General features: G+C 69.8%; 18 protein-coding genes and 1 tRNA gene. 3 read left to right on the plus strand and 16 right to left on the minus strand.

The genetic code is table 11. The features are described 5' to 3' along the window. Window positions 1–2,917: FtsK/SpoIIIE domain-containing protein (locus B5F40_RS11820; RefSeq protein WP_140396497.1), on the minus strand; the 2,917-nt coding region annotated here is incomplete at its 3' end. Window positions 2,918–3,056: 139 nt separating this feature from the next. Then, window positions 3,057–3,350 carry a WXG100 family type VII secretion target gene (locus tag B5F40_RS11825; RefSeq protein WP_087194489.1) on the minus strand — a complete coding sequence of 98 codons (294 nt, stop codon included), beginning with the start codon at window positions 3,348–3,350 and terminating at the stop codon, window positions 3,057–3,059. A 245-nt stretch (window positions 3,351–3,595) separates the two neighbouring features. On the opposite strand from B5F40_RS11825, the gene selD reads away from it, so the two are divergent. After that, window positions 3,596–4,651, plus strand: coding sequence for a selenide, water dikinase SelD (gene selD / locus B5F40_RS11830; protein WP_087194490.1), 1,056 nt, complete (start codon window positions 3,596–3,598; stop codon window positions 4,649–4,651). Window positions 4,652–4,997: 346 nt separating this feature from the next. Here selD and B5F40_RS11835 read toward each other — a convergent pair whose 3' ends face one another. The 4 genes from B5F40_RS11835 to B5F40_RS11855 form a co-directional block, all read right to left on the minus strand. Continuing rightward, window positions 4,998–5,246, minus strand: a complete 249-nt coding sequence (locus tag B5F40_RS11835) for a DUF3343 domain-containing protein (protein ID WP_239443036.1) — start codon at window positions 5,244–5,246, stop codon at window positions 4,998–5,000. Continuing rightward, complete coding sequence (locus B5F40_RS11840; protein ID WP_087194491.1) at window positions 5,243–6,391, minus strand: aminotransferase class V-fold PLP-dependent enzyme; 1,149 nt, start codon at window positions 6,389–6,391, stop codon at window positions 5,243–5,245. The genes B5F40_RS11835 and B5F40_RS11840 overlap by 4 nt, the downstream gene beginning before the upstream one ends. Window positions 6,392–6,395: 4 nt before the next feature. Next, window positions 6,396–7,019: a sulfurtransferase-like selenium metabolism protein YedF gene (gene yedF / locus B5F40_RS11845; protein ID WP_087194492.1), complete on the minus strand. Its 624-nt coding sequence runs from the start codon at window positions 7,017–7,019 to the stop codon at window positions 6,396–6,398. Window positions 7,020–7,646: 627 nt separating this feature from the next. After that, window positions 7,647–8,492: a formate/nitrite transporter family protein gene (locus B5F40_RS11855; RefSeq protein ID WP_087194494.1), complete on the minus strand. Its 846-nt coding sequence runs from the start codon at window positions 8,490–8,492 to the stop codon at window positions 7,647–7,649. Window positions 8,493–8,849: 357 nt separating this feature from the next. On the opposite strand from B5F40_RS11855, the gene selA reads away from it, so the two are divergent. After that, a complete protein-coding gene (gene selA / locus B5F40_RS11860) occupies window positions 8,850–10,331 on the plus strand; it encodes an L-seryl-tRNA(Sec) selenium transferase (protein ID WP_087194495.1) in 1,482 nt (493 codons plus the stop codon). Beyond that, on the plus strand, window positions 10,328–12,271 hold the full coding sequence (gene selB, locus B5F40_RS11865) for a selenocysteine-specific translation elongation factor (RefSeq protein WP_087194496.1): 1,944 nt from the start codon (window positions 10,328–10,330) through the stop codon (window positions 12,269–12,271). The genes selA and selB overlap by 4 nt, the downstream gene beginning before the upstream one ends. A 135-nt stretch (window positions 12,272–12,406) precedes the next feature. On the opposite strand, the gene B5F40_RS11870 is transcribed toward selB, so the two are convergent. From B5F40_RS11870 to B5F40_RS11910, 10 genes are all read right to left on the minus strand, one after another. Then, entirely contained in the window at window positions 12,407–14,086 is a 1,680-nt protein-coding gene (locus tag B5F40_RS11870) for an L-lactate permease (RefSeq protein ID WP_087194497.1), read from the minus strand. Window positions 14,087–14,153: 67 nt separating this feature from the next. Then, on the minus strand, window positions 14,154–14,876 hold the full coding sequence (locus tag B5F40_RS11875) for a LutC/YkgG family protein (RefSeq protein ID WP_087194498.1): 723 nt from the start codon (window positions 14,874–14,876) through the stop codon (window positions 14,154–14,156). Next, window positions 14,873–16,354 carry a LutB/LldF family L-lactate oxidation iron-sulfur protein gene (locus tag B5F40_RS11880; RefSeq protein ID WP_087194499.1) on the minus strand — a complete coding sequence of 494 codons (1,482 nt, stop codon included), beginning with the start codon at window positions 16,352–16,354 and terminating at the stop codon, window positions 14,873–14,875. Before B5F40_RS11880 ends, B5F40_RS11875 begins: the two co-directional genes overlap by 4 nt. A 3-nt stretch (window positions 16,355–16,357) precedes the next feature. Then, on the minus strand, window positions 16,358–17,104 hold the full coding sequence (locus B5F40_RS11885; protein WP_087194500.1) for a (Fe-S)-binding protein: 747 nt from the start codon (window positions 17,102–17,104) through the stop codon (window positions 16,358–16,360). Between the two features lie 907 nt (window positions 17,105–18,011). After that, a tRNA-Sec gene (locus B5F40_RS16300) sits at window positions 18,012–18,108 on the minus strand. Window positions 18,109–18,212: 104 nt separating this feature from the next. Then, window positions 18,213–19,667 (minus strand): AMMECR1 domain-containing protein, encoded by a 1,455-nt coding sequence (locus tag B5F40_RS11890; protein WP_087194501.1) that lies wholly within the window; start codon window positions 19,665–19,667, stop codon window positions 18,213–18,215. A 458-nt stretch (window positions 19,668–20,125) separates the two neighbouring features. After that, on the minus strand, window positions 20,126–20,950 hold the full coding sequence (locus tag B5F40_RS11895) for an aldo/keto reductase (RefSeq protein WP_087194502.1): 825 nt from the start codon (window positions 20,948–20,950) through the stop codon (window positions 20,126–20,128). A 128-nt stretch (window positions 20,951–21,078) separates the two neighbouring features. Beyond that, a complete protein-coding gene (locus B5F40_RS11900) occupies window positions 21,079–21,567 on the minus strand; it encodes a peptide chain release factor family protein (RefSeq protein WP_239443037.1) in 489 nt (162 codons plus the stop codon). A gap of 282 nt (window positions 21,568–21,849) precedes the next feature. Next, the gene (locus B5F40_RS11905) at window positions 21,850–23,523 is read right to left on the minus strand and encodes an AMP-binding protein (RefSeq protein WP_087194503.1); all 1,674 of its coding nucleotides are present in this window, start codon (window positions 23,521–23,523) and stop codon (window positions 21,850–21,852) included. 191 nt (window positions 23,524–23,714) lie between these two features. Continuing rightward, window positions 23,715–24,266: a helix-turn-helix domain-containing protein gene (locus B5F40_RS11910; protein WP_087194504.1), complete on the minus strand. Its 552-nt coding sequence runs from the start codon at window positions 24,264–24,266 to the stop codon at window positions 23,715–23,717. Window positions 24,267–24,368: the final 102 nt, after the last annotated feature.

The raw sequence follows: 24,368 nt of genomic DNA on the forward strand, positions 1-24,368 counted from the left end.
AGATGTGTATAAGAGTCTGGGCCGGGCGGGCCGACGCGAGCGCGCGGCCGGCGCCCGAGACGAGCTCCACCGCGTCGTCGGCCGCCGGCGCGAAGGCCTCGGCCGGCTCGTAGGGCGCGCCCGCCCAGGCGGCCTGGCCCGACGAGAACTGCTCGTTGTAGCCCACGAGCATGAAGAACCTGCCCGCCTGGGACAGCGCCGCCGCGTCGGGGCGGCGGATCATCTCCTTGGAGTCGGCCGCGTCGGCCACCTTGAGGCAGACCTTGAACTTCGAGTTCGACCATATCTGGTCGTTGACCACCCCCGTGGGCTTCTGGGTGGCCAGCACCAGGTGCACCCCGAGGGAGCGGCCGATGCGCGCGGCGCTCACCAGCTCGTCCATGAACTCCGGCTCCTGCTGCTTGAGCTCGGCGAACTCGTCGGCCACCACGAACAGGTGCGGGCAGGGCTCGCCCACCTTGCCCTCGCGGAAGAGCTCCAGGTAGCGGTAGACGTCCACGGTGCCGCCCCCCGCCGCGGGCCTCGCGGCGTTGAACAGCGCCTGGCGCCGGCGCAGCTCGCTCTTCAGCGAGGCGAGCGAGCGGGCGATGGCCGCGCCGTCGAGGTTGGTCACCGTGCCGGCGAGGTGCGGCAGGCGGGCCCGCTCGTTGTCGAAGGCCCCGGCCAGGCCGCCCCCCTTGTAGTCGATGAGCACGAAGGCCGCCTCCTCGGGGGAGTACTCCACGCACATGGAGAGCACCCACGAGATGAGGAACTCCGACTTGCCGCTGCCCGTGGTGCCGGCCACGAGGCCGTGCGGGCCGTGGAAGCGCTCGTGGAGGTTCAGGAGGAACGGCTCGCCCGACGGGCCCGCGCCCACGCGGGCGGCCAGCGTCTCGGAGGCCTTCGCCTCGGCCCAGCGGGCGCGCACGCCCAGCTGCCCCACGTTGCCCGCCTCGTACATCTCCAGAAAGCCCAGGGAGTCGGGCAGGGCCTCGCGCGCGGAGGCCACGTCCAGGCGCACGAGGTCGAGCGCGCGGCAGAGCGCCTCGCAAGCCCGCGGATCGGCGAACGCGTCGGGGCGGAACGCCAGACCCTCCCCGCTCGCGTCGTCCTTGGCGCGTATCGTGCCCGCGCCATCGGCCACCTCCACGATACAGGTGCACTGCCGCGGCAGGTCCTTGCGCGCCTCGGCCACGCACACCACGGTGAACCCAGGCGCGGGGCGGCGCGCCAATCCGGCCACCAGCTCGCCTTTGTCGGCGAGGCGCTTCGACGCGCACACCACCACGTAGTGCGGCAGGGGCGCCGCGCCCCCGCTCCGGCCGGCCTCGCGCCGCTCCTCGGCCACGCGCCCCAGGGAGAGCCCCAGCTCGGTCGCCTCCTCCAACGTGGACGCGGCGTAGCGCTCGGCGCGGTCGTCGCTGAAGGCGTGCGGAAGGGCGCGGGCCCAGGCCCACGCGCCCGCCTCCGCCCCCTCCGCAAGCACGACGAGCTTCACGTCCTCGTAGGAGTGCAGGCACGCGACCTGCGCCACCAAACCGAACGCGAACGGTCGCGCCTCGGACGCCGGACCGGCAATGCCCACCACGGGGTTGGCCGCCAGCGGCACGGCAAGAGGGGCGTCTTTGATGTCCTTCGGCTCGCGGGCCAGCCGGAACACCACCTCGGACAGGTCGTCCCTCTCCACGCTGAAGCGCTCGTCGGGGTAGCGGACGTCGGCCGCGAGCGGCACCGCGCCCGTGCCGACGCGCACCTCCAGGAAGTCGTCGTGGGCGGGCGTGCGGTCCATGAGGCGCGGATCCCGCTCGAACGCGCGCCGCAGGCACTCCCCCACCTCGACGCGGTTCTCCTCGAGCACCTCCTTCTGGTAAGCCGCCTCGTCGCGGATGAGCGACCTCATCCTGTCCAAGTAGGCGGTGTAGGCGCGGCGGCGCTCCTTTTCGGCGCGGTCGGCGCGCCTACCCTCGAAGCGCCGCGCCAAAACGGGCCACAGCACGCTGCCCAGCACCAGCGACACGGCCATCACCAGCGTGGGCGCGGCCGATAGCGGCGACCCGCCGGACTCCTGCATGCGCACGAACATGGCGGCGCCCGAGAACACCGCCGCCAGCGCCATCACCATCGACGGCCCTATCTTCATGGCAAGGGGCGTCTCGTCCGGCTTCCGGGGCGCGGGCGGCGGGTCGACCGAGAGAGCCCGGCGCACGACGTCGCGCTTGAACCGGGGAGCGGGGTAGAAGCGCTCCTCCTCGTCATCGCCCTCGACCTCCCGCCCAGCATCGGGGGAGGGAACGGCGGGCGGCAGCTCGAAGGGCACGAACGTGGGCGTGGGATTCACTGCGAGAGCGCCGCCGGGATTGTTGAAGCTGACGAACCGGTGGCCGAATGCCATCACCAACCCCAAAACCTCCAGCACATCGCCTGGGGCGAGGGGCGTGCGCCGCTGCGGCTGGATGCGCCGACCGTTCACGAACGTGCCGTTGGCGGAATCCAAGTCGGTAACGGAGAACTCATCGCGCTCGTAGTCGATGCGCGCGTGGTGCGACGACACGAAGCGCGAGGAGTGCGCCAGCGTGTTGTCGGCCGCACTTCCAACGGTGAGGCATTCGTCGTCGGAGAAACCCACGATGCGCCATGATCGATCCCCCGTCGCAGCCGGGCGAACCACCAGCGCCGCCGACGCTTCGCCCCCTTCTATTTGGAACACGGCCTCCTCGTCGCGCGTGAGCGCAGCCTTGCCCAGAGGCTCACCCTGCTCGCTGAGGAGGCGAAGCCCCCGCTTGGGCGAGAGCACCCACGCGCCGTCTTTGGCCTCCGCGAGGGCCCAGCGCCGCCCGCCGCACGAGGCAGGTTCGGCTATCCAGACCATGCCGGATGCCTCCTCGGGCAAAGAGGACGTGTTGATGTTCCCGTCAGATATCAGCGTGATCAGCATGTCCGTCTCCGTTTCGCAGGGCCGCCCATCCGGTGCACGCCGACTCTCCTTTCGCCGTCTTCCGACGCGATGGGCCCTGACAGACGGCCGCCCCGCCGGCAGCAAGGGCCTGCGGGGCGGCCGCTGGACGCGTCGCTCGCTAGCCCCTGAACCCGCTCGCGATGGCCGCGTCGGTCTCCTCCAGGGTGGCCGCCGTCTGGTCGAGGGCCTGGGCGATCTCCTGGATGAGCTCCTCGGCCTTCTGGAAGCCGGGCTTGAGCTCGGCGTAGCGCTGGGCGTAGGACTGGCTCGCCTCGCCCTCCCACTCGCTCTGCAGCATGCTCAGCAGGTTGTCCATGCTGGCGATGACGGCGTTCACGTTGGCCGCCTCGTTGCGGTACTGGCCCGCGCGCTGGCGCATGACGTCGGGGGAGATCCTGATCTGTCCTGCCATGTGAGTTCCTTTCTCTCGTCCGCCTCCTAAAGGTTACGAAGCAGATAACATAATACCAGAGAATGGCATACTTTTACCATTAAAATTAAAAACACGGGCGTCGGCGGCCCGTCTCGGGAGGGCGTCTCCGGATCGACTCGAAGAATGCGGGCGTCGGCCACGAAGCGCACGACCCTCCTTCCCGCCCCGCCGCGATGCGCTATACTCGCTCCATCGACCATAAGCGACCACGATAGGCGGCTTCCATGAGCGAGAGAGAGCGCATACGGCTGACGCACCTCACCGAGAAGGGTGGTTGAGCGGCAAAGTGGGGTCCGGGCGACCTCTCCGACATCCTGAAGGGCATCGCGCCGTCGCCGACGGCCGAGCTGCTGCTGGGCTTCGACACCTCCGACGACGCCGCCGTCTATCGCTTGGACGACGACACCGCCGCCGTGCTCACGCTCGACTTCTTCGCGCCGGTGGTGGACGACCCCTACGAGTTCGGCGCCGTCGCCGCGGCCAACGCGCTCTCCGACGTGTTTGCGATGGGCGCGCGCCCGCTCGCGGCCCTCAACATCCTCGCATTCCCCTGCAGCCTCGGCAAGGACGTCGCGTCCGAGGTGCTGCGAGGCGGCTCGGACAAGGTTCGCGAAGCCGGAGCCGTCTTGGCCGGCGGCCATTCCGTCGAGGACGACGAGCCGAAGTACGGGCTGGCCGTGTTCGGCACCGTCCATCCCGGCCGCATCGTGCGCAACGACGGCGCGCGCCCGGGCGACGCGCTGTTCTACACCAAGCCCCTCGGAACCGGCATCGCGAACGCGGCGTTCCGCGCGGGGCTCATCGACGACGCAGGCATGCGCCCCGCCATCGACTCCATGATGGAGCTCAACCGCGCGCCGGCCGAGGCCATGCTCGCGGCCGGCGCGCACGCGGCCACCGACGTGACGGGGTTCGGCTTGGCCGGGCACCTGCACGAGATGCTCGAGGCGTCGGGCGCCGCGGCCGCGCTCGAGTGGGGCGCGCTGCCCCTGCTCGACGGGACGCTGGAGCTCTCGCGCGACTTCTGCCGGCCGGGCAAGACGTTCGACCTCGTCGAATGGGCGGGCGCGTTCGTGTCGCAAGAAGCCCTCGACGACGCGGAGCTCGAAGCGCGCATGGGCGTGCTCTGCGACCCCCAGACCTCCGGCGGCCTGCTCGTGGCCGTGCCCCCCGATGCGGTCGCAACGTTCGAGGAGGCGTTCGAAAAGGCGGCGGGACGCGCGCCGTCGCTCATCGGGCGCGTGACGGACGGAGCGCCAGGGACGATCGAGGTTCGCTGAGGCCCTCCCGAGCCGCCCTTCCTTCGGGGCGCCGACCCTGCGCACGGCCTCCCGCGCGCCCGAAACCGCGTCCGCGCATCGTCCGGAAACGGCGCCGCAACGGCGCGCGGCCCGTCTTCGAAACCGGAAGCGCGGCGACGCGTCAAGGCGCGCGCCGCTTCCGCGGAAAAGTCGCGAAGCTCCGACGCCATGGCGTCGGGGCAGGGCCCCTAAGGGGAGAAGCGGCCCGCGGCCACGGACCTTCCTGCAGACGGCATCGGGAACATGCCGGGAAAAGAGGCCGGGCCCCTTACCAGTCACCGCCCTCCCCTGCCTCCTGCGCGGAAAAAAGGCGCGAAGGGGCCCCTCAGTACAGCTCCACCTCGTGCAGGGCCTCGAAGGGAAGCGCCCTCTCCTCGAGAGCGCGCTCCAGGTCGCCGCGCTCGCGGGCGTCCACGCACCAGGCCAGCCCGCAACCGGCCGAAACGGCCGCCGGCACGGGGATCATCCGGCCGGGGACGCCCCCTTCGCGGGCCGCGGCCTCCACGGCCAGCGCGTCGCCCGTCGAGGTGAACGTGGCCACCACCTTGGGCACCTTCTCCCGCACGGCGCTCACGAGAACGCCGCCTCGGCCACTTCGGCGACGGCGCGCACGGCCGCATCGGCCTCGGCCTCGGTGCCGAGGCAGCTGAAGCTGAACCGCACCGCCCCCTGCCCCCGCGTGCCGAGCGCCTCGTGCATGAGCGGCGCGCAATGCGCCCCCGCTCGCACGCAGATGCCCCAGCCCGCATCCAGCTCGCCGGCCACGATCGCCGAGTCGACGTCGGCCACGTTGATCGCCACGATGCCGCATCGCCCCGCGTCGCCTCCCCCGCCGAGCACGCGCACGCCGGGAACGGCGCGCACGCCGAGCTCGAAGCGCTCCGCGAGCGCGCGGGCCCGGGCGCCGGCCGCCTCCACCCCGCGCTCCTGCACGAAGGCCACGCCCGCAGCCAGGCCCGCGAGGCCATGCGCGTTGAGCGTGCCCGCCTCGAGGCTCTCTGGCATGCGCGCAGGATGGCGACGATCATAGCTGCGCGCTCCCGAGCCCCCTTCCTTGAAAGGGGGCACCTCCACATGGCAAAGCGCGGCGAGACCGCCCGTGCCCTGCGGGCCGTAGAGGCTTTTGTGCCCGGTGAACGCCACGAGATCTATTCCGTCTCGAACCATGTCGAGGGGCACGCAGCCCGCTGTCTGGGCCGCATCCACCAAGACGAGCGCCCCGTGCTCGTGCGCAAGGCGCGCGATGCGGGCCACGTCGTACACATCGCCCGTGAGGTTCGAAGCGTGCGCCACCGCCACGAGCCGCGCGCCGCGGGAAAGCTCGCGCTCGAGCGCGCCGTAGTCGAGCGCGCCGCGCGCGTCGTGCGGCACCACGGCCACCTCGCATCCCTCCTCGTCCTGCTTGCGAAACAGCGGGCGCAGCATCGAGTTGTGGGAGGCGGCCGTGGTCACCGCGCGCTCGCCGGGGCGCAGAAGCCCCGCCACGGCCGCGTTGAGGGCCTCCGTGGCGTTCGCGCAGAACGCCACGCGCGACGGCGACGGCGCGCCCAAAAGCCGCGCGAGGGCCTCGCGCGCATGGAGCACCGCGACCCCCGCGTCGAGCGACGCCCCGTGCGCGCCGCGGCCCGCGCCCCCGAAGCCGTCGATGGCGCGGGCGACCGCGGCCGCGACCTCGGGGGGCTTGCGCGCCGTGGTGGCGGCGTTGTCCAGGTAGATCATCGCCTCACGGCCTCACGACGACGCGGGCCGACATCTGGCGCTCGACGATGTCGTACATGTTCGTGGGCTCGCCCACTGCCAAACGCTCGGTCAAGCCGTAGTGCGAAAGGCACGTGCCGCAGCTGAGCACGTCCGCGCCCGCGCCCGCGAGCGCGCGCAGGTCGTCGAGCGCCTCGGATCCCTCGCAAGCCCATTTCACTCCGCCGTTGTACAGCAGGACGGCCTCCGGCGGATCGTCGAGCTGCGTGAGCGCGAACAGGAAGCCCTTCATGAGCGTGCGCCCGAGCCCATCGTCGCCCGAGCCCATGGTCTCCGACGACACGACGGCCACCCGCCCGCCGCGCGCGGACGCGGGCCCTCGCTCCGCCGCGTCGCCCGCGGAGGACGCGGCCGCATCGGCGCCGGCGACCTCCGCGCCCTTCGCGATGCGCACCGCGAACTCCGTCCCCCCGCGCCGCTCGCTCTCGGAGGCGCACTTGAGGGCCCGCGCGAGCGCCTCGAGGTTGCGCGCCGCCGTCTCGTTGTCCACAAGCACCTCAAGAGACCCCTCCCCCATCGCAGAGAGCGCCTTCTTCGCCCGCACCACCGGCAAAGGGCAGGCCTGCCCCCGCGCGTCGATCCTCTCCATAAGCGCTCCTCTCTCTCGCGCCCTCCCTCGGGTGGCCCAGCGGGCAGGGCGTCGACGCTCGGCGGACCGCGAAGGATGCGCCGCCGACCTCGGACATCGGAAAATCGCAGAACGACATGCTCGCGCATGCGGCTCCGCCGGGAAGACCGCGCGGCGCCGACGCGCCGAAGAGCTTCGGGCGCCTCTTCGAGCCCCTTTCGAACGGCCTCGCGCAAAGCGACGGCCGCCAGCGGCCCCGCCTTCGACTGCGGCGCGCCAAAGCGCCTGCCGCGGCGGTCTTTTCATCTGTGGTCGCGCGACAAGGGCGCGCGGACGCGGAGCGGCGGCCCGCAAAGGGCGCGGCATGCGCGCAAGAACGCGCTCGCAGCGTGCAGAAAGAGGGGATCCGCGCAGAAAGGACGCCCGCGAGAAAGCTGCAAGCAGGGAAATGATACCTCCCTCGGCCCCGTTGCGCAATCGCGCGGAAGCCCGCAGGTCGGAAAAACACCGATGCCGCACATCGCATGATGCGGCCGCATGGGAGGCCTTGCCGCCTCGGCGCGCTTCGCGCGGACGCGCCGGGCGCCGCAGAACCACGGGCGCGCCCGACTTCGCCCGAGCACCCGTCGCGCCCCCCTCCGAGCCGCGCTACCCCGATGCGGCCTTCCTGCGGTAGACGAACCAGTAGGCAGCGCCCACGAGCAGGCCGCCCACGACGTTGCCAAGCGTGACGGCCGAAAGGTTGCACAGCGCGGACCCCGCACCGAGCGCCTCGACGCCCGCCACGGCCGATCCGCAGCCGAGCGCCTTCGCGAGCAGGCCCATGGGGAGGAAGAACATGTTCGCCACGCAGTGCTCGAAACCCGCAGCCACGAAAAACGAAATGGGCAGGAGGATGCCGAGCACCTTGTCGGCCACCGTGCGGGCCGAGTACCCGATCCACACTGCCAGGCACACCGCCATGTTGCACATGACGGCCTTGGAAAACAGCGTCCCCCACCCCGGCGCGACCTTGCCCACGGCAACCGACACCATCGCATCCCCCACGGCGCCGCCGTTCATGTCCGCCACGCCCGCCGCGAAGACGAGGGCCACGGCCAGGAGCGACCCCGCAAGGTTTCCCGCCCACACGATCGCCCAGTTGCGCAGCAGCCCGCCCATCTTGATCCTCTTCGACAGAAGCGAGGTCACCATGAGGTTGTTTCCCGTGAACAGCTCCGCGCCGCAGCACAGCACGAGCACGAGCCCCAGGCAGAAGCAGACGCCGCCCATCGCGCGCTGCGCCGCGAACGGCAGGCTCGGGTCGCCCGAGACCACCAAGAAGTACGTGGCGCCGAAGCCGATGAACGCCCCGGCCAGCATCGCCGAGACGAAGCACCGGTCCGCGGCCATGCCCGCCTTCGACACGCCGAGCGCCTCGGCCTTCTCGAGCGTCTCTGCCGGAGTGAGCGCATCGGGCCTCGAAGCCTCGGACCCGTCCCGCGTCGTCGCCATGGAAACCCGCCTTTCCTCTCTTCCGTCCGATCCCCCGCCCGAAGCGGCTGGGAGCCCGCGCCCCTCGCGCGCCAAGGCCCCTCGGCGCCGCGCGCAGACGGGGAAGATCGGAATAGCCTCTTCGCGCAACCCTCGGAAACGTCATATCATCGCAGATTCCGCCCGATTCGCCAAGCGAAAACGAAGGGAGGGCGCGCAAAGGGAAGCGAGCGGCGTGCGCAGGCCGTCCGCACCGTCCGCACGAGCCGTCCGGACCGTCCGCGCCGGCCGTCTTCCGCGGCGTGCGGGGATTGCGTATACTGTGATCCGTTCCATCCGTCGAGAGCGGGTCCTTCCCGCACGCGAGAAAGGCCCCGTATGACGACGCCCCGAACAGACCAGCTTCGCATGCTGCCGCAGGTGGAGGAGACCCTGCGCGCCCCCGAGCTGCGCGCCCTCGAGGCGATCATGGAGCGCTCCGTGCTGGCCGACTGCGCGCGAGAGGCCACCGACGAGCTCAGGCAGCGCCTCCTCGCCGGAGAGCGGACCTGCGCAGACGCGGACGAGGCGGCTTGCACCGTCGTCGAGGGGGCCGTCGCACGGGCGCTCGCCTGCCTGCGTCCGTCGCTTCGGCGCGTGGTGAACGCCACGGGCGTCGTCGTCCACACGAACCTCGGGCGCAGCCCGCTTCCCGAGGCGGCCGTGCAGGCCGTCGCGGACGTGGCGCGCGGCTACTCCACGCTCGAGTACGACGTCGCCTCGATGGCCCGCGGAAGCCGCCATGACCACGTCGAGCGCCTCGTCTGCGCGCTCACCGGAGCCGAGGCCGCCATCGCCGTGAACAACAACGCGGCCGCCGTCATGATGGTGCTCTCCGAGTTCGCCCGCGAACGGGAAGCCGTCGTCTCGCGCGGCGAGCTGGTCGAGATCGGCGGGTCGTTCCGCATCCCCGACATCATGGAGCTCTCCGGCGCGCTCATGCGCGAGGTGGGCACGACGAACCGGACCCGCGCCGCCGACTATGAGCGCGCCCTCGCGCCCGGCACGTCGATGCTCTTGAAGGTGCATCCTTCGAACTACCGCGTGGTGGGATTCGCCGAGGACGTCGGCGTGCCCGAGCTGCGCAGGATCGCCGACGAGGAGAACGCGCGGCGCGGGGCGGCGCGGGGCGGGCGGGATTCCGTCCTCGTCTACGAGGACCAGGGATCCGGCACGCTCCTGCGCCTCGGATTCCTGGGCTCCTCCGCCGAGCCCACGGTGGCCGAGTCGCTGCGCTCGGGCTGCGACCTCGTGTCGTTCTCGGGCGACAAGCTGCTCGGCGGCCCTCAGGCGGGCATCGTCGTCGGCTCGAGCGAGCTGGTGGGGCGCCTCAAGAGAAACCCGCTCGCCCGCGCGATGCGCCTGGACAAGATGGCGATCGCCGCCCTCGAGGCAACGCTTCGGCTCTACCTCGACCCCGAAGGGGCGCTTCGGAGCATCCCCGTGCTCCGGATGCTCTCCGAACCCGCCGAGGCCGTGCGCGAGCGCGCCGAGCTCCTGGCGCGAACGTTGCGCGAGGCCGTGCCCGAGGGCTGCGCGCGCATCGAGGTCGTGCCCGAGACGGCGCGGGCGGGAGGAGGGGCCCTACCCTTGTGCGACATCGAAACGCACGCCGTGCGCGTGGGCTTCGAGCGCGGATGCGCCCAGAGCTGCGAGGAGTTCCTCGTGAGGCGACGCGAAGTGCCCGTCGTGGCCCGCATCAGCAAGCAGGCCGTGCTCTTCGACGCGCGCACGCTTTCCCACGACGACCTTTTCGAGGTGGCCGCGGCCGTGCGCGCCTACTTCGAAGAGGCCGGGACGGCCGGAAAGGCGGGCGCATGAGCAGGGCGGACGGACGGACGAGGGAAGACCTCGTCCTGGGCACGGCGGGCCATATCGACCACGGCAAGTCGTCGCTCGTGAGGGCCCTCACCGGCGTCGATCCCGACCGCCTGGCCGAGGAGAAGTCTCGCGGCATCACCATCGAGCTCGGCTTCGCGCGCCTCGAGCTGCCCGACGGCACGTCGCTCGGCATCGTCGACGTGCCGGGGCACGAGCGCTTCGTGCGCCGGATGATAGCCGGCGCGACGGGCATCGACCTCGCTCTCCTGTGCGTCGCCGCAGACGACGGCGTCATGCCCCAGACAGAAGAGCACCTGGCCGTGCTCGACCTCCTCGGCGTGCGCACGGGCGTCGTCGCCCTCACGAAGTCCGACCTCGTCGATGCGGAGTGGAGCGCCTTCATGGCCGAGGAGGTGCGCGCGCGGTTGGAGGGAACCCCCTTCGCCGATGCCGAGATCGTGCCGGTTTCCAGCCGCACGCGGGAGGGGATCGGCGAGCTCGAGGCCGCCTTGGCGCGCGCCGCCGCGCGCACGACGCGCGCCAAGGCGGGCCGGCTCCTGCGCCTGCCCGTAGACCGCGCGTTCACCGTCAAGGGAGCGGGCACCGTGGTCACGGGCACGCTGTGGAGCGGAACGGCCGCGGCGGGCGACGAGGTGGAGGTCCTCCCCTCGGGGGCGCGCACGCGCATCCGGGGCGTGCAGATGCACGGAGAGCCCGTCGAGCGCGCGCGGGCGGGAAACCGCGTCGCGCTCAACCTCAACGCGCTGTCCGTGGACGAGGCCCGTCCCGGCTGCTTCCTGACGGCGCCCGGCGCGCTGCGGGCCACCGACCGCTTCGACGCCGAGGTGCGCTACCTCGGCGCTCCCGGCGCCGCGCGCCCGCTCGAGAGCGGCGCGCATGTGCGCGTGGCGCACGGCACGCGCGAGACGGGCGGACGGGCGCTTCTCATGGGCGGACGCGAAAGGCTCGCGGCGGGAGAGCGCGCCTTCGCGCAGATCCGCCTCGACGAGCCGCTGCCCGTGTCCTGGCGCGACCGATTCGTCCTGCGCTCCGCCTCCTCGGCGCGCGTCGTGGGCGGAGGCACGGTGCTGCGCGCGCGGCCGCGGCGCTCGACCGCGCTCGACCCGACGACCGAGGAGCTGCTCGTCGCGCTCAGGGACGGGGACGAGGCCGCCGCCGCGCGCGCGGCGTTCGCCCTCGAAGCGCTTCCGACAACCGCCGAGGAGCTCGCCGCGGCGGCGGGCATCGGCGAGGAGGCGGCGCGGCGCGAGCTGGCAGCTCTCGAGGCGGAAGGGAAAGCCGTCGCCCTCCCCTCCCGCGACGGAAAAGCGCGCTTTTCGGCGCCCCAGAAGCTGCAAAGGCATCGAGCCGCCCTCGAGAACGCGCTTTTGCGCTTCCATGCCGAGGAGCCCGCCGCAGCGGGCATCGCGAAGGACGCGCTCCGGCGCCGCTGCCTCCCGAACGCGACGCCGGAGTGCTTCGACGCCCTGCTCGAAGACGCAGCGGCCCGCGGAGCGGCGGAGGTCGACGAGGGCAGGGCGAGCCACCCCCGCGCGGGCGCGAAGGCTCGCAAGCGAGACGAGGAGGCCGCCGAGAAGCTGCATGCGGACCTCGCCGCCGCCGGAGCCGCACCGCCCTTTGTCGCCGAGCTCGTGGCCGGCTGCGGCTACGAGCCCGCCGTCGCCCGCCGCGCCCTCGGAGCGCTCGAGCGGCAGGGGCGCATCGCGCGCGTCGGCGCCGAGCTCTGCTTCGACGCCGCGGCCCTCGAGGCGCTCGAGGCCGCGGCGCTCGAGCGCCTCGCCTCCGGACCGGCCACCGCCGCCGAGCTCAAGGAGGCCATGGGCACGAGCCGCAAGTACGCCATCCCGCTCCTCGAGCACTTCGACGGCAAGGGCCTGACCCGCCGCGAAGGCGACTTGCGCGTCCTCAACGCGCGCTGATCGGGACAGGGCCCTCCCGCCGGGCCGCTCTCCATCTTCGGAGGTTTCGTTCGAGGGCCGATAGGCGAAAGGCGGCCCGCACCGCACGGAGGGGCCGCCTTTCGCAGGTCGGGACGGGGGATCCGAAGACGATCCCTAGCCGGGGATCATGAACGACAGCAGCCCCGATTGCAGGAACACGAGCAGGCACATGCAGGCGAGCAGCCCCAAGCTCCACGGAAGGACCTTCTTGAACAGCGACGACTCATGCTCTCCGGTGGCAACCGCCGCAATGGCCAGAGATTGGGGGGATATCATCTTGCCCATGACGCCGCCCATCGTGTTGGAGGCGAGGAACAGATCCGGCGATGTGGCCGCAAGCGAGGGGTTGGCCTGGGCGGCCGTGTGCTGCAGGCTGGCGAACAGGGCGTTGGCCGAAGTGTCCGAACCCGTCACCGCCGTCCCCACCCAGCCGAGCACGGGCGAGAGCAACGCAAAGAACACGCCCGTCCCTGCGAGAAGCTGGCCGATGGCGATGGTCTGACCGGAGAAGTTCATCACGTAGGCGAGCGACAAGACGAGCACGATGGTCAGGCACGACAAGCGCATCTTCCACGCGGTCCTGAACAGCTCCCGAACGACCGTGCCCATCGTCACCTTGTACGCCCCGCCTCCGTCAAACACCGAGTAGATGAGCCCCACGATGAGACCGGCGACGACGAGCATAGTCCCTGGATTCGACAGCCAGTTGAACGTGTAGGTGGTGCCCGGGTCGGCTCCGAGGGCGTTCGTCACGTTGCCGGCCAAGCCCGGCCACGGAATCTTTATGTCGGTCGCGGCCAACACGTCCGGTATCCCCAGCTTGCCTATCGCGAACACCGCCGTCACCACGACGTAGGGCAGAAGGGCCATCCAGCCGCGAGAAAGCGAGAGCTTCCCGGCCGCATCCGAGGAGCCCGCCGGCGCCCCCATGCGCTCGCGGGCCTCGTCGGCTCCCTTGGCTTTCCACACGCGCATGAACACAACGGCCGCGCCCAAGGACACGAGCGACGCGATCACGTCGGTCAGCTCGTAGGCGAAATGGTTCGAGCACCACCATTGGGTGAGAGCGAAGGACGCGCCGATGACGAGGGCGGCCGGCCAGCAGTCGCGCACGCCCTTGCGCCCGTCGAGGACGACGCACACGAGCAAGGGCACCACAAGGGCGAAAAGCGGAGCCTGCACGCCCACGATGGCGGCCACGTGCTCCGCCGTCTCGGCGGCGACCGAGGCGTCCCCGCCCGCCACCATGCTGCCAGCCGTGGTTATGGGCGTGGCGACCGCCCCGTAGGCGACCGGGGCGGTGTTGGCGATCAGCACCACGAGAGCCGCGCGAACGGGCTTCACGCCCAAGGCGAGCACCATCGTGGCCGTGATGGCGATGGGGGCCCCGAATCCCGCCAGCGCTTCGAGCAGCGCTCCGAAGCAGAACGCCACGAGCACCGCCTGGATGCGGATGTCGCCTCCGCCCACGATGTCGAAGAAGCTGCGCAGATCGTTGAAGCGCTTCGAAACGACCGTGATCTCATAGAACCACACGGCGGCCACGATGATGAACACGATGGGGAACGCCCCGTAGGCAGCCCCCTGCAGCGCCGAAAGCAGCGCAAGGTCGATCGGCATGCGAAAAGCCAGGATCCCCACGAGAAGAGAGGCCACGAGCGCTCCCAACGCGGACACGTGGGCCTTGAGCTTGAAACCTGCGAGCATCACGAAGAACGTTGCCAGGGGGGCGCAGGCCGTAAGCGCCGAGAGCGCGAGGCTTCCCCCCACAGGGTCGACGGTTGCCTGGAACATGGTGCCTTCCTTTCACGAGACCCCTTTTCGGGGGGCAGGCGGATGCGGGCGTTCGATCCCGTCTTCATCAGGCCGATGGGGCCGGCCCGTCCTCGAGCAAGATGACCGCCGTCTTCACGGGCCCGTGCACGCCCACCACGCGGACAAGCTCGATGTCGGAGGTGGCGGATGGGCCGGTCACGAACACGAGGCTCGACGGCAGAGGGGGCAGCTCCCCGCTATCCCGGGCTCCGTCGATCCGCTCGAGAACGTCTATCATGTGCGGGACGATCGTGGATGTCCCGACGATGGCGATGTGGCACGCGGGCAGCAGGCTTATCGACCTGCCGCATTTCTCGTCGCAATGCTGCGCAACGGTCGCCGTGGTCGCGATCCCCGCGAACGGAAACGTGATGCCCACATCGGCGTCACGCGCGCAGGCGATGCTCTGCTCGGGACGCCTGGGATCCCATGCGGTGCCGAGAACCCCCTCCTCCGTCAGGGCCTCGACCAAGCCGAGATCGACCATCCGGGGGTCGTCCGGCCACACGGCCCGCCGCGCTTCGAAAGCGCGCGCCTGCCGGGCCAGAACCCCCGGCAGCGTGTCGAGGGTCGCTCGGGACACGGCCGTTCCGATAGCGGCGGCCTCCAGCTCGAATCGCTCGACCAGCTCCTCTCGGGAAAGCGAGGCGAACCGCTCCCTTTCCATGCCGAAGGAAGGATCCGGGGACGGGCCGGGATCGGCCGGAGAGCGGCGTCCCAAGGCCGCCGAGATGGGCCCCAAGAACTCCTCGAGCGTCGTCTCCTTCATCGACGGCCTCCTTCCTCGACACCCGACGAGGCGTCAGCGTCCCCGGCGCCATCCTGACGAGACCGCTGCCGCTCGGCGAATTGAGATCGAAACGTCTTTTTCATCGGATCGAGATCACGCGATCCGGTCCAGCCTTTGAGAACGGGGATCCAGTTCGAAGCCTCGCCGACGCGCCCCGACTTGCCCGTCATCGCCTTCATGCCCAAGCGGCCGACGCCCGCCATCATGCCGTACAGCGCACGGCTTCCCAGAAGCTTCCCCGCCGCCTCGAACGCGATCCTCTCGCCGCCCTGCACGTACCCGCCGTCCACCAAGTTGTTGCGATGCTGCAGGATGAGGCTGTTGAGGGGGATGCGCACCGGGCACATGTCGGCGCACGCCCCGCACAGCGTGCAGGCGTTCGGAAGCTTCTTCGTCCTCTCGTAGCCCTCGAGCAAGGGGGTCATCACCACGCCGATGGGGCCGGGGTAGATCGAGCCGTAGGCGTGACCCGTGATGTGCCGGTACACGGGGCAGGTGTTCATGCACGCTCCGCAGTGGATACAGCGCAGCGCATCGCGGTAAGGTCCGGCGAGGATGTCGCTGCGGCCGTTGTCCACCAGTACGACGTGCACGCTCTTCGGCCCGTCCGCCTCGCCCTCAAGCCGCGGACCGCTGTTGAGCGTGAAAGAGCTCGTCAACTTCGACCCCACGGCGCTCGTCACCAGAAGGCGGGTCATCACATCGAGCGAAGCGAGGTCGGGCACGATGCGCTCGATGCCCACGAACACCACGAGCGTCTCGGGAAAGGACGAAACCATGCGCCCGTTGCCCTCGTTCGTGACGAGCGTGCACGTGCCCGAATCGGCGACCGCGAAGTTGCACCCCGCAACGCCCACCCGCTCCGAAAGGAAGCGCGGACGCAGAAACGAGCGCAGGAAACGAGTGATCTCCTCGGGGTCGTCCTCGCCCTCGTAGCCGAGACGCTCACGGAACAGGTCTCGTATAGACGCGCGGTCGAAATGGAGCGCGGGCACCACGATGTGCGAAGGCGCGCTCCCCGCCGTCTGCAGCACGACCTCAGCGCAGTCGGTCTCGATGGCGCGCATCCCGCAGGCTTCCAGATGCTCGTTCACGCCCACTTCTTCTGTGAGCAGGCTCTTGGCCTTGATGCACGTCGCGGCCCCCGCGTCGCGCATCACCTGCTCCATGATGGTCGCGGCCTCGTCGGCCGTGCGGGCGAAATGGACGCGGCATCCTCGCCGCTCCGCGTTCTCGGCGAACTGCCGGACGTAGAAGTCGAGGTTGTCGAGCACATGGGCGCGGATGGCGGCCGCCGAGGAGCGCAGGTGATGCCATCCGGGCTCCGCCTCGACCAGGGCGTCCCGCTTTCCGGTGATAACGTCCTGAGCGGACATGATGGCGCCATGCTGGAACTCCTTGGCCAGGTTGGTCTTCACCCGCTCCTTGAAGGGGGCCTCGTCGTAGATGACCGGCATGGGTCACGCTCCTTTCCGCATGTCGAGGATCTGGGCTATGTGAAGGACGCGCAAAGGCGAGTTCGTCTCCCCCCGCTCGCGCATGCGGTCGAGGCATCCTTTGATGTTCATGAGGCAGCATTGATCCGCGCCTACGAGGAAGTCGGCGCCGCATTCGAGCGCCGCAAGCGTCTTCTCCCGAACGATCTGCTCGGATATCTCGGGCTCCTTGAAGCTGAACGTTCCGCCGAATCCGCAGCATCGATCCGCCGCGCGCATTTCGACAAGAGACAGCCCTTCCACCGCCGAGAGCAGGGCGAGCGGCTGCCGCTCGATTCCGAGGCAGCGCGTCAGATGGCAGCTGCGGTGGTACGTCGCGGTGCCGTCCAAGCGGGCGCCCACGTCGACGACCCCGAGCACGTCCACGATGAACTCGGTGAACTCGTGGATACGCGGGGCGAGCGCCGAGAGCTTCCGCCGATAGGCCGCATCGTCGCCCACGAAGCGCATAGCCTCCTCCTTGAGCGCGTAGGCGCACGAGCCGGACAAGGACACGATGGTCTCGTAGTCTGCATAGGCGTCGATGGCGTTCTTGACGATGGGGGCAGAAGCCTTGCCGAATCCCGAGTTGAACAGAGGTTGGCCGCAGCACACCTGCTTGTCGGGCAGCTCGACGTCGCATCCCAAGCGCTCAAGCACACGGACGGCCGCCATGCCCACTTCGGGGTAGAACATATCGACCAGGCATCCGGGAAAGAACGCGACCTTCATGAAGCCTCCTTTCTCTATTGCTTCGCCTATTTTCCTAAAAGCAACTCATTTAATTCCATATTTCATCGACAAGCAGGTGTTCTCGGCGGCAAGCGGAAAGCCGCCCCTTCGAAAAAACCGTTCGTCGGCTTATAAGACCGCTGACGGCTCCGGGAGAGCACCGGCCGCCTTGCGATCCTGGCCGCTTTGAACCCGTCGCGCCGCCCTCCGCGCGACCGCGCTCGGAGAGAAGCGTTCGATCGCCAAGCGCCCACCCCCCCCCCGCCGACGACGCACGGTTCCTTATATGACACATATGTGAAATCATTTTAGACGAGGGGTGCGCGCGGGAAAGGGAGCTGCAGTGGGATCGACGAGAGGAGGGAGGGATCGCCGACGACGCGTTGCGCGGGGATTCTTCGAGGCTCGTGGCGTCGCGTTCGCCGCATCCGCGCCCTTCGAGCCTACGCAGGGTTCCAGAACGCGCGGCCCAAGCAAGGCGGGCAAAGGCCGACGGCGAGCGCATGGCCGTCCGCCGTCGCAACACCGGCCGATGCGAGGCCGTCCGCGCGACCCGGAACAGCCGACTCGTCAGCGCAAAAGGCGGCTGCGCCATCCCGTCGGCGAAAAGGCGCTCAGCCCGAAGGCCGTTGCAACGCCTCGAGTGCGCAGCTTCGTCGGCCCTGGAACGAAGGAGGCCCCCAACGCCCTGACGCATCGCGCTCGACAGCGCTCCAACCAAGCGCATCCGAATGGGCGCCCGGCTCTTGGGACGTCGCAGGCGCGACCGGCGCATAGTCGGGCAAGGCGCAGCCTGCTGGCTCCAACCGCAAGCGAACGCCCCACCCGAACGCTTCCCTCAAGATTCGAGCCTTTTTCCTATCCAGTTGTCGGGATCAGGTTCATACGATGCGCTTTTCCGCCTCGTTGGCGGAGATGCGTGCGAATCGAACGCACCCGAGACGTTCTGCGCGCCTCACAGCGGCTTTGAAGGCCGTGGGGCCCACCAGGGCCCATCCATCTCCGTTTCGACCGCGCGCCGAAACCGGCGCACGGCCATGATAGCGCAAGCGGCGGCAAAATCAAACGCCGAGCCGCGCCCGGCCGCCGAAGGGCGCGAAAGTCGTCCTCAGCCGTCGAGGATCCCGGAGGCCGTATGCCGCACCGTCTCGAACCGCTCGAGCTCCACGTCATCGTCGGCGAGGTCGATGCCCGCCGAGCGCTTGGCGAGCTCGATCTGCTCCCGCGCCGTGCCGACGCCTTCGAGGCCCGGCAGCGCGACCCCGCGCCGTCGACCCTTCGACACGGCCACTCCCCAGCGGGCGGGGTCGAGCTCCGAGACGGATCCGACCGGCATCGCCGGGCGCAGCACGTCCACCACGTACGACAAGCCTTCGAGCTCGCAGGGGCTCACGGGCGCGGAGAGCGCGCCGTCGGTCGCGGCAGATGCGGCGTTTCGCATGATCTCATCGGCAACGCATCCTGTGACCGGCTCGAACGTCCCCGCGCGTCCGCGCAGCCCGGCGCGGGCGCGCAGCGAGACGAACACCCCCGCGCGCTCGTCCATGAGCTCGGAGGGCAGATGCGCGGGACGGTCGATGGGCCCGCCCGTGCGGGCAAGCCCCTCGACGCTCGCCTTCGCGAGCGCCGCGTACGGGTCCGCCCCCTCCTCGCGGATGGCCTGCCGGACCGCTTTGCGCGCGGCCGCTTGGGCATCGACGGGCGACGAGACCGCTCCGTCTCCCTGCGCGCCGCGCACCTCGAACGCCGCCGCGAGCCGCATTGCGCCCGTCGGCGCCTCGCGACCCAACAGCTCGTGCGTGAAAGGAGCCCCCTCAAGCGCCCCCGCCATGACCTGCAGAGGCCTGAGCGCGCACGCGCCGGCCGCCTCGGCGTATGCAGGATCGACGGACAGCAGCCCTTCCAGATCGCCCGCATCGAGCAACGCCGCCACGCCACGGGCGAGCACGGTGCCCTCCAAACGCGCCGCCCCACGCGCATCGCCCGAGGCAGCCACTCCGATTTCGCCGTCCAAACTGCCGATCGCCACGAGCACGCATTTCCTGTCCAGATCGCGCGCCGCCTCCGCGATGCAGCGGCCGAGGGCGAGGTGCGCTGCGGACGGAAGGTCGGAGACACCGACGCGCACGACGCGCGCGCCCCCGAGCGCCTCGGCAAAGAAGGGGAGCAGGAAGGCCGTCGCGGAATCGAGCCGGGCATCTCCCATCCCGCTGCCGCAGATGGGCGCCGCATGCTTGCGCGCGCATGCGGCCACGGAAGCCACGAGCGCTTCGTCGTTGCGCACCGCGCCCGCGAAAGCCCGGGAAGGGGCCTCGTCGACAAGGGCGGCCTCTCCGGTCGCGAGATGGAAGCAGTCGCGAAACCGGGGCGCGCGCGGAGAGATCGCGATCACGGTTTCAGGCGCATGCGCGCCAATGCGGCGAGCCACCTCGCGAAAGGCCCCGAACGAGCCCACCTCTTCGAGCGACGATCCCAATCCGGCGCGCTCGGGCGCACCCGAGCGCGCCGCCTTCGGATCGCGAAGCGACGGATGGACGACGACGTATGCGGCGACGATGCTCATGGCGAGCCTCCTTTCCCAAGGCGCGCGGCAAGGCCCTCGCGCACTCCGCAGCGGACTCCCCGGACAGGCGCTCCTTGCGCGGAGCGGCCCGCGATGCCGGGCATGCGCGCCATCTGCAGCCTCCCTGGCCCTCGGATGCATGCGCGCCTTCCTGAGCACTTTAACGGCGACACGCGCCGTCGCGCGTCGGAAGCGGCAGCCGTTGCCGCTCCGTGCTGCCGTCGTCAAGCGCCCGCGACGCCGAGCGAGCACCGCGACCAGGCGGAAGCAGCCCGGCAGAAGCCCGTTGCCCGTCCTTCCCTTCTCGGCAATCCACGCGTTTTGCGAAGCGCGCACAATGGTAGCCACACCGCGCGGGAGACGCATGAGTTGCGGGCTAGGGGTCGAACGGACGCCCGACGCGCTTGGCAAGGGCGCGCTCTTTAGAAGCCCGCCGTGCCGGGATCGAGATCGGACCGTCAGGACAGCTCGAGCTCGTCGATGCGACGCAGATCCTCCTCCGAGATGTCGAACCAGAATACGCGCGCGTTCTCGGAGATGCGCGCCGGATCGGCGGACTTCGGCAGCGGAATGGCACTGCGCTGCAGGCACCAGCGCAGGCACAGCTGCGCCGTCGTGCAACCGTACCTGGCCGCGATGTCCGCGAGCAGGGCGCTCCCGAGCACGCGCCCGCTTCCGAGCGGCGACCACGCTTCCACTACGATGTCGTGGCGATCGCAGAACGAGCGCGTCTCCTCTTGGGCGCAACCGGGATGCAGCTCGATCTGGTTGACCATGGGAAGTATGTCGGCTGCGTCCATGAGCGGCTCGAGATGGCGGCGCTCGAAGTTGCTCACGCCGATGGCGCGCACCCGGCCGTCGCGGTACAGCTCCTCGAGGGCGCGCCAGGTCTGCCGGTTCGTGCTCTGCCACTCGTCGTCCGCACCCTGCGTGGCCGGCCAGTGAACGAGGTACAGGTCGAGGTAGTCGAGGCCGAGCCGCTCGAGCGACCCTTCGAAGGCCTTGAGCGCGGTATCGCGGCCGCGATGGTCGTTCCATACCTTCGAGGTCACGAACAGATCCTCGCGGGCGACGCCGCTGTCGCGCAGCGCCCTGCCCACGCAGGGCTCGGTGCCGTAGACCTCGGCCGTGTCGATGTGCCGGTAGCCATCGGCGAGGGCCTGGCCGAGGGCGTCGAGGCCCGCCTCGCCTTCGGGCAGCTTCCACGTGCCGAAGCCCACGCACGGCACGCCCGTGCCGTTGCGCAGCTCTATGCGGTCCTTCACGCTTTCCAATCGCGCCATAGCGCCTCCTCTCGCACGCGCCCGACAGAGCGGCGGGCGCACGGTTCGTCGTCACGCACCACGATACGACCAGGACAGGAGAGGTCGCCGAACCGTGGCGCAACCGTGGCGACGCGGGAACCTGCGCTTCATTCGCCGTCCACGCGGGCGCGTCGCGCCTTCGTCTGGGCACGATGGCGCTTGTCGGCGAGGCGCCGCTCCTTCGAAGCGCGGGTCGGCTTCGTGGCTCGGCGAGGCTTGGGGGCCGCAGCCCTGCGCACGAACTGGGCATGCAGCTTCCGGAGGCACAGCTGACGATTGCGGAACTGGCTGCGCGACTCCCGCGACGACACCGCGATGCCGCTGGGTCGGTGCGTCATGCGCACCGCCGAGTCGGCGGTGTTCACGCATTGCCCGCCCGGCCCGCGCGCATGGAACGCGCGGACCTCGCAGTCGCGCGCCACCTCGTCGAGAGGCTGCGCCGCCCAGCGAGCGAAGTCGCGGTATGTCGGCTCGCGAGAATCCATGGGGACATGATAGCGCAATGCCGGGGAAGGCGTCCGGCGCGGCGTGCCCGATGCGGCGCCGATCATGCGGGCGAATCCAAGATCGTCGCGCGGATCCCGTTTCTCCGACAAGCCCCCCGGTCGGGCAGCGGCCCCCTTCGCCGCTGGACCGAAGCCGATGCGATCCCATGCTCGGCAGACCCCGGATCGATCCCCTTGCGGCCAGAGGAGACGGGGCCGTCCGTTGGGGAAGAAGCCCAGACTCCGAAGGGAGCTGCGCGACGTGCCTGCACGGCCTCCGCCGATCCCGCCCCGGCCGTGAAAGGATCCTTTCGCAGAAGTCCCTCGCTCCAAAAAAAGAACGAAGGGGAAAGGAGCCGAGGGCAGGGGGGGTGCCAGCGGACGCCCCGGCCCTCAGTCCTCGATACCGTCGCGCGCGCGGATGAGCTTGCGCTTTATCTTGCCGCCGATGGTCTTGGGAAGCTCGTCGGTGAACTCCACGATACGGGGATACTTGTAGGGTGCCGTCGTGTGCTTCACATGCTCCTGAAGCTCGCGCACGAGCGCATCCGACGGCTCCCAACCGCGGGCCAGCACCACGGTGGCCTTCACCACCTTGCCGCGAACGGGGTCGGGCGCGGCCGTGACGGCGCACTCCACCACCGCGGGATGCTCGATGAGCGCGCTCTCCACCTCGAAGGGCCCGATACGGTAGCCCGAGCACTTGATGACGTCGTCGTTTCGCCCCACGAAGAAGCAGTATCCGTCCGAGTCGCGCCATGCCATGTCATGCAGGTTGTAGCAGTCGCCGCCCACGGCGTCGCGCGTGCGCTCCTCGTCGCGGTAGTAGCCCACGAACAGCCCCGGAGGGTACGCCTCGCGCAGGCCGGTCACGCAGATGGCGCCCTCCTCGCCGTCGGGCACCTCTCGTCCCGCGTCGTCCAAAAGCCTGATGTTCAGAAGCGGCGAGGGCTTGCCCATCGAGCCGGGGCGCGGCTCGATCCACGGGAACGTCGCGAGAAGGACGGGCCCCTCCGTCTGTCCGAAGCCCTCGCGGATCCTCTTGCCGGTGAGGCGCTCCCATTGGATGGTGACCTCGGCGTTGAGCGGCTCGCCCGCCGTGGCGAAATTGCGCACGCTCGAAAGGTCGAAGGACGCCACGTCCTCCTGCAGCATGAAACGGTACATCGTTGGCGGCGCGCAGAACGTTGCAAGACGGTAGTCCTGCATCTTCTGCAGAAGCTTCGTGGGCACGAACCTGTCCATATCGTAGGCGAACACGGTCGCCCCGCAGATCCATTGGCCGTATATCTTGCCCCAGCCGAACTTCGCCCAGCCGGAGTCGGTCACGCTCATGTGCAGCTCGTTCTCCCGCACCTGCTGCCAATAGCGCGCCGTGAGGATATGCCCGAGAGGATGCGCGAAGTTGTGGCACACGGCCTTGGCGAGCCCCGTGGTGCCGGAGGTGAAGTAGATGAGCATGATGTCCTCGCTCGTGACGCCCGCATCGCCCGTCGGTCGCGCGAACTCCTCCGGTTCGCCCGCGATCAGCCCGTCGAACGCCGTCCAGCCCTCGCGCTCGCCCGCCACGACGATGCGGCTCCCAACAGACGGCGCCTCCGGCAGCGCCTGCTCCATCTGCCCGCACACGTAGTCGTCGTCCACGCATACGACCATTTTGACCTGCGCTGAATTAGCGCGGTAGACGATGTCCTTCTTCGTGAGCTGCAACGACGCGGGGATAATGGTGGCGCCCAGCTTGCAGAGCGCCACCGCGCATACCCAGTACTCCCAACGGCGTCGCAGGATCATCATCACCACGTCGCCCTTGCCAATGCCCAGCTTGCGAAACGCGTTGGCCGCCTGGTTCGACAGCCGCGCGATGTCGGAGAACGTGAAGGCGCGCTCCTCGCCCGCGTCGTCGCACCACAGAAGCGCGCGCTTGGCGGGCTCCACGCGCGCCCACTCGTCCACCACGTCGAACCCGAAGTTGAACGCCTCGGGCACGTCGATGCGGAAGTTGTCGTAGAAGTCCTCGTAGGAGTCGAACTCGATACGGGGGCAGTATTTCTTCAGGATGTGGTTCACGGGTCGTTTCTTTCTCTCTTTGCTCATCGGTCGAACGTAAGTCAGCAAGAAGCATTGAGGTGTCCGAGATTGCCGTGTTTCGCGGCCGAGCGTGCTTCGCACGTGAGAGAAAGCGAAAAAGCGGCAAGATCGGGCGCATCAATGTTTCGCAGCGTCGAGCAGTTCCGCCGTTCGGAGAACGGCGGAACCCATTACTCGGCGATGATCGTCACGAACTTCGCCGGCACGTCGCCGCCGCAGCGTTGGCCGTGAGGGCGCTCCGGGTTGAAGTAGATGCTGTCGCCGGGATTGAGCTCGAACTCCTTCTCCCCCCAGGTGACGACGACCGTGCCCTCGAGCACCAGGTTGAACTCCTGACCAGTGTGGCACACGAGCTTCGCCGGCGCGTCCGAAGGATCGAGCACCACGAGCAAGGGCTGCATGACCTTTCCCGCATAGCGCCATGCGAGATCCTCGAAGTGGTACTCGGGGTTGCGGTCAACCTCGCGCCCCTCGCCCCAACGCACGACCTGGTAGGTGTCGAGCTTCGCCGCGGTGCCCGTGAGTATCTCGGTGAACTCCACACCGAAGCGATGCGCCATATGGTAGATGGCGCTGATGGGCACGTCCTCGCCCGTCTCCTCCCAGCTCGCGTACGTCTCGAGCGGCACCTCCAGCTCGGCCGCCATGTCCTCGGCGCGCACGTCGCACGCTTCGCGCAGGCCCTTGATGCGCAGGCCGATCTCGGCCAGTTCATCTACCATGCGCACTCCTTCCACCGTATCGTCGGTTGCAAACACAGGTCGGCGAGACGCCGCATCGAGCCTCCGGATGACCCATAGCGCGTCCGGAGATCGAGCGTCAGC

It is taken from the genome of Gordonibacter sp. An230, from assembly GCF_002159915.1.
GTDB lineage: Bacteria > Actinomycetota > Coriobacteriia > Coriobacteriales > Eggerthellaceae > Rubneribacter.

Bases quoted from the DNA above. Each gene is read 5' to 3' on its own strand.
- B5F40_RS11825 (WP_087194489.1), bottom strand. From the start codon at position 3,350: ATGGCAGGACAGATCAGGATCTCCCCCGACGTCATGCGCCAGCGCGCG.
- B5F40_RS11840 (WP_087194491.1), bottom strand. From the start codon at position 6,391: ATGATCTACCTGGACAACGCCGCCACCACGGCGCGCAAGCCCCCCGAG.
- yedF (WP_087194492.1), bottom strand. From the start codon at position 7,019: ATGGAGAGGATCGACGCGCGGGGGCAGGCCTGCCCTTTGCCGGTGGTG.
- B5F40_RS11855 (WP_087194494.1), bottom strand. From the start codon at position 8,492: ATGGCGACGACGCGGGACGGGTCCGAGGCTTCGAGGCCCGATGCGCTC.
- selA (WP_087194495.1), top strand. From the start codon at position 8,850: ATGACGACGCCCCGAACAGACCAGCTTCGCATGCTGCCGCAGGTGGAG.
- selB (WP_087194496.1), top strand. From the start codon at position 10,328: ATGAGCAGGGCGGACGGACGGACGAGGGAAGACCTCGTCCTGGGCACG.
- B5F40_RS11870 (WP_087194497.1), bottom strand. From the start codon at position 14,086: ATGTTCCAGGCAACCGTCGACCCTGTGGGGGGAAGCCTCGCGCTCTCG.
- B5F40_RS11875 (WP_087194498.1), bottom strand. From the start codon at position 14,876: ATGAAGGAGACGACGCTCGAGGAGTTCTTGGGGCCCATCTCGGCGGCC.
- B5F40_RS11880 (WP_087194499.1), bottom strand. From the start codon at position 16,354: ATGCCGGTCATCTACGACGAGGCCCCCTTCAAGGAGCGGGTGAAGACC.
- B5F40_RS11885 (WP_087194500.1), bottom strand. From the start codon at position 17,104: ATGAAGGTCGCGTTCTTTCCCGGATGCCTGGTCGATATGTTCTACCCC.
- B5F40_RS11890 (WP_087194501.1), bottom strand. From the start codon at position 19,667: ATGAGCATCGTCGCCGCATACGTCGTCGTCCATCCGTCGCTTCGCGAT.
- B5F40_RS11895 (WP_087194502.1), bottom strand. From the start codon at position 20,950: ATGGCGCGATTGGAAAGCGTGAAGGACCGCATAGAGCTGCGCAACGGC.
- B5F40_RS11910 (WP_087194504.1), bottom strand. From the start codon at position 24,266: ATGGTAGATGAACTGGCCGAGATCGGCCTGCGCATCAAGGGCCTGCGC.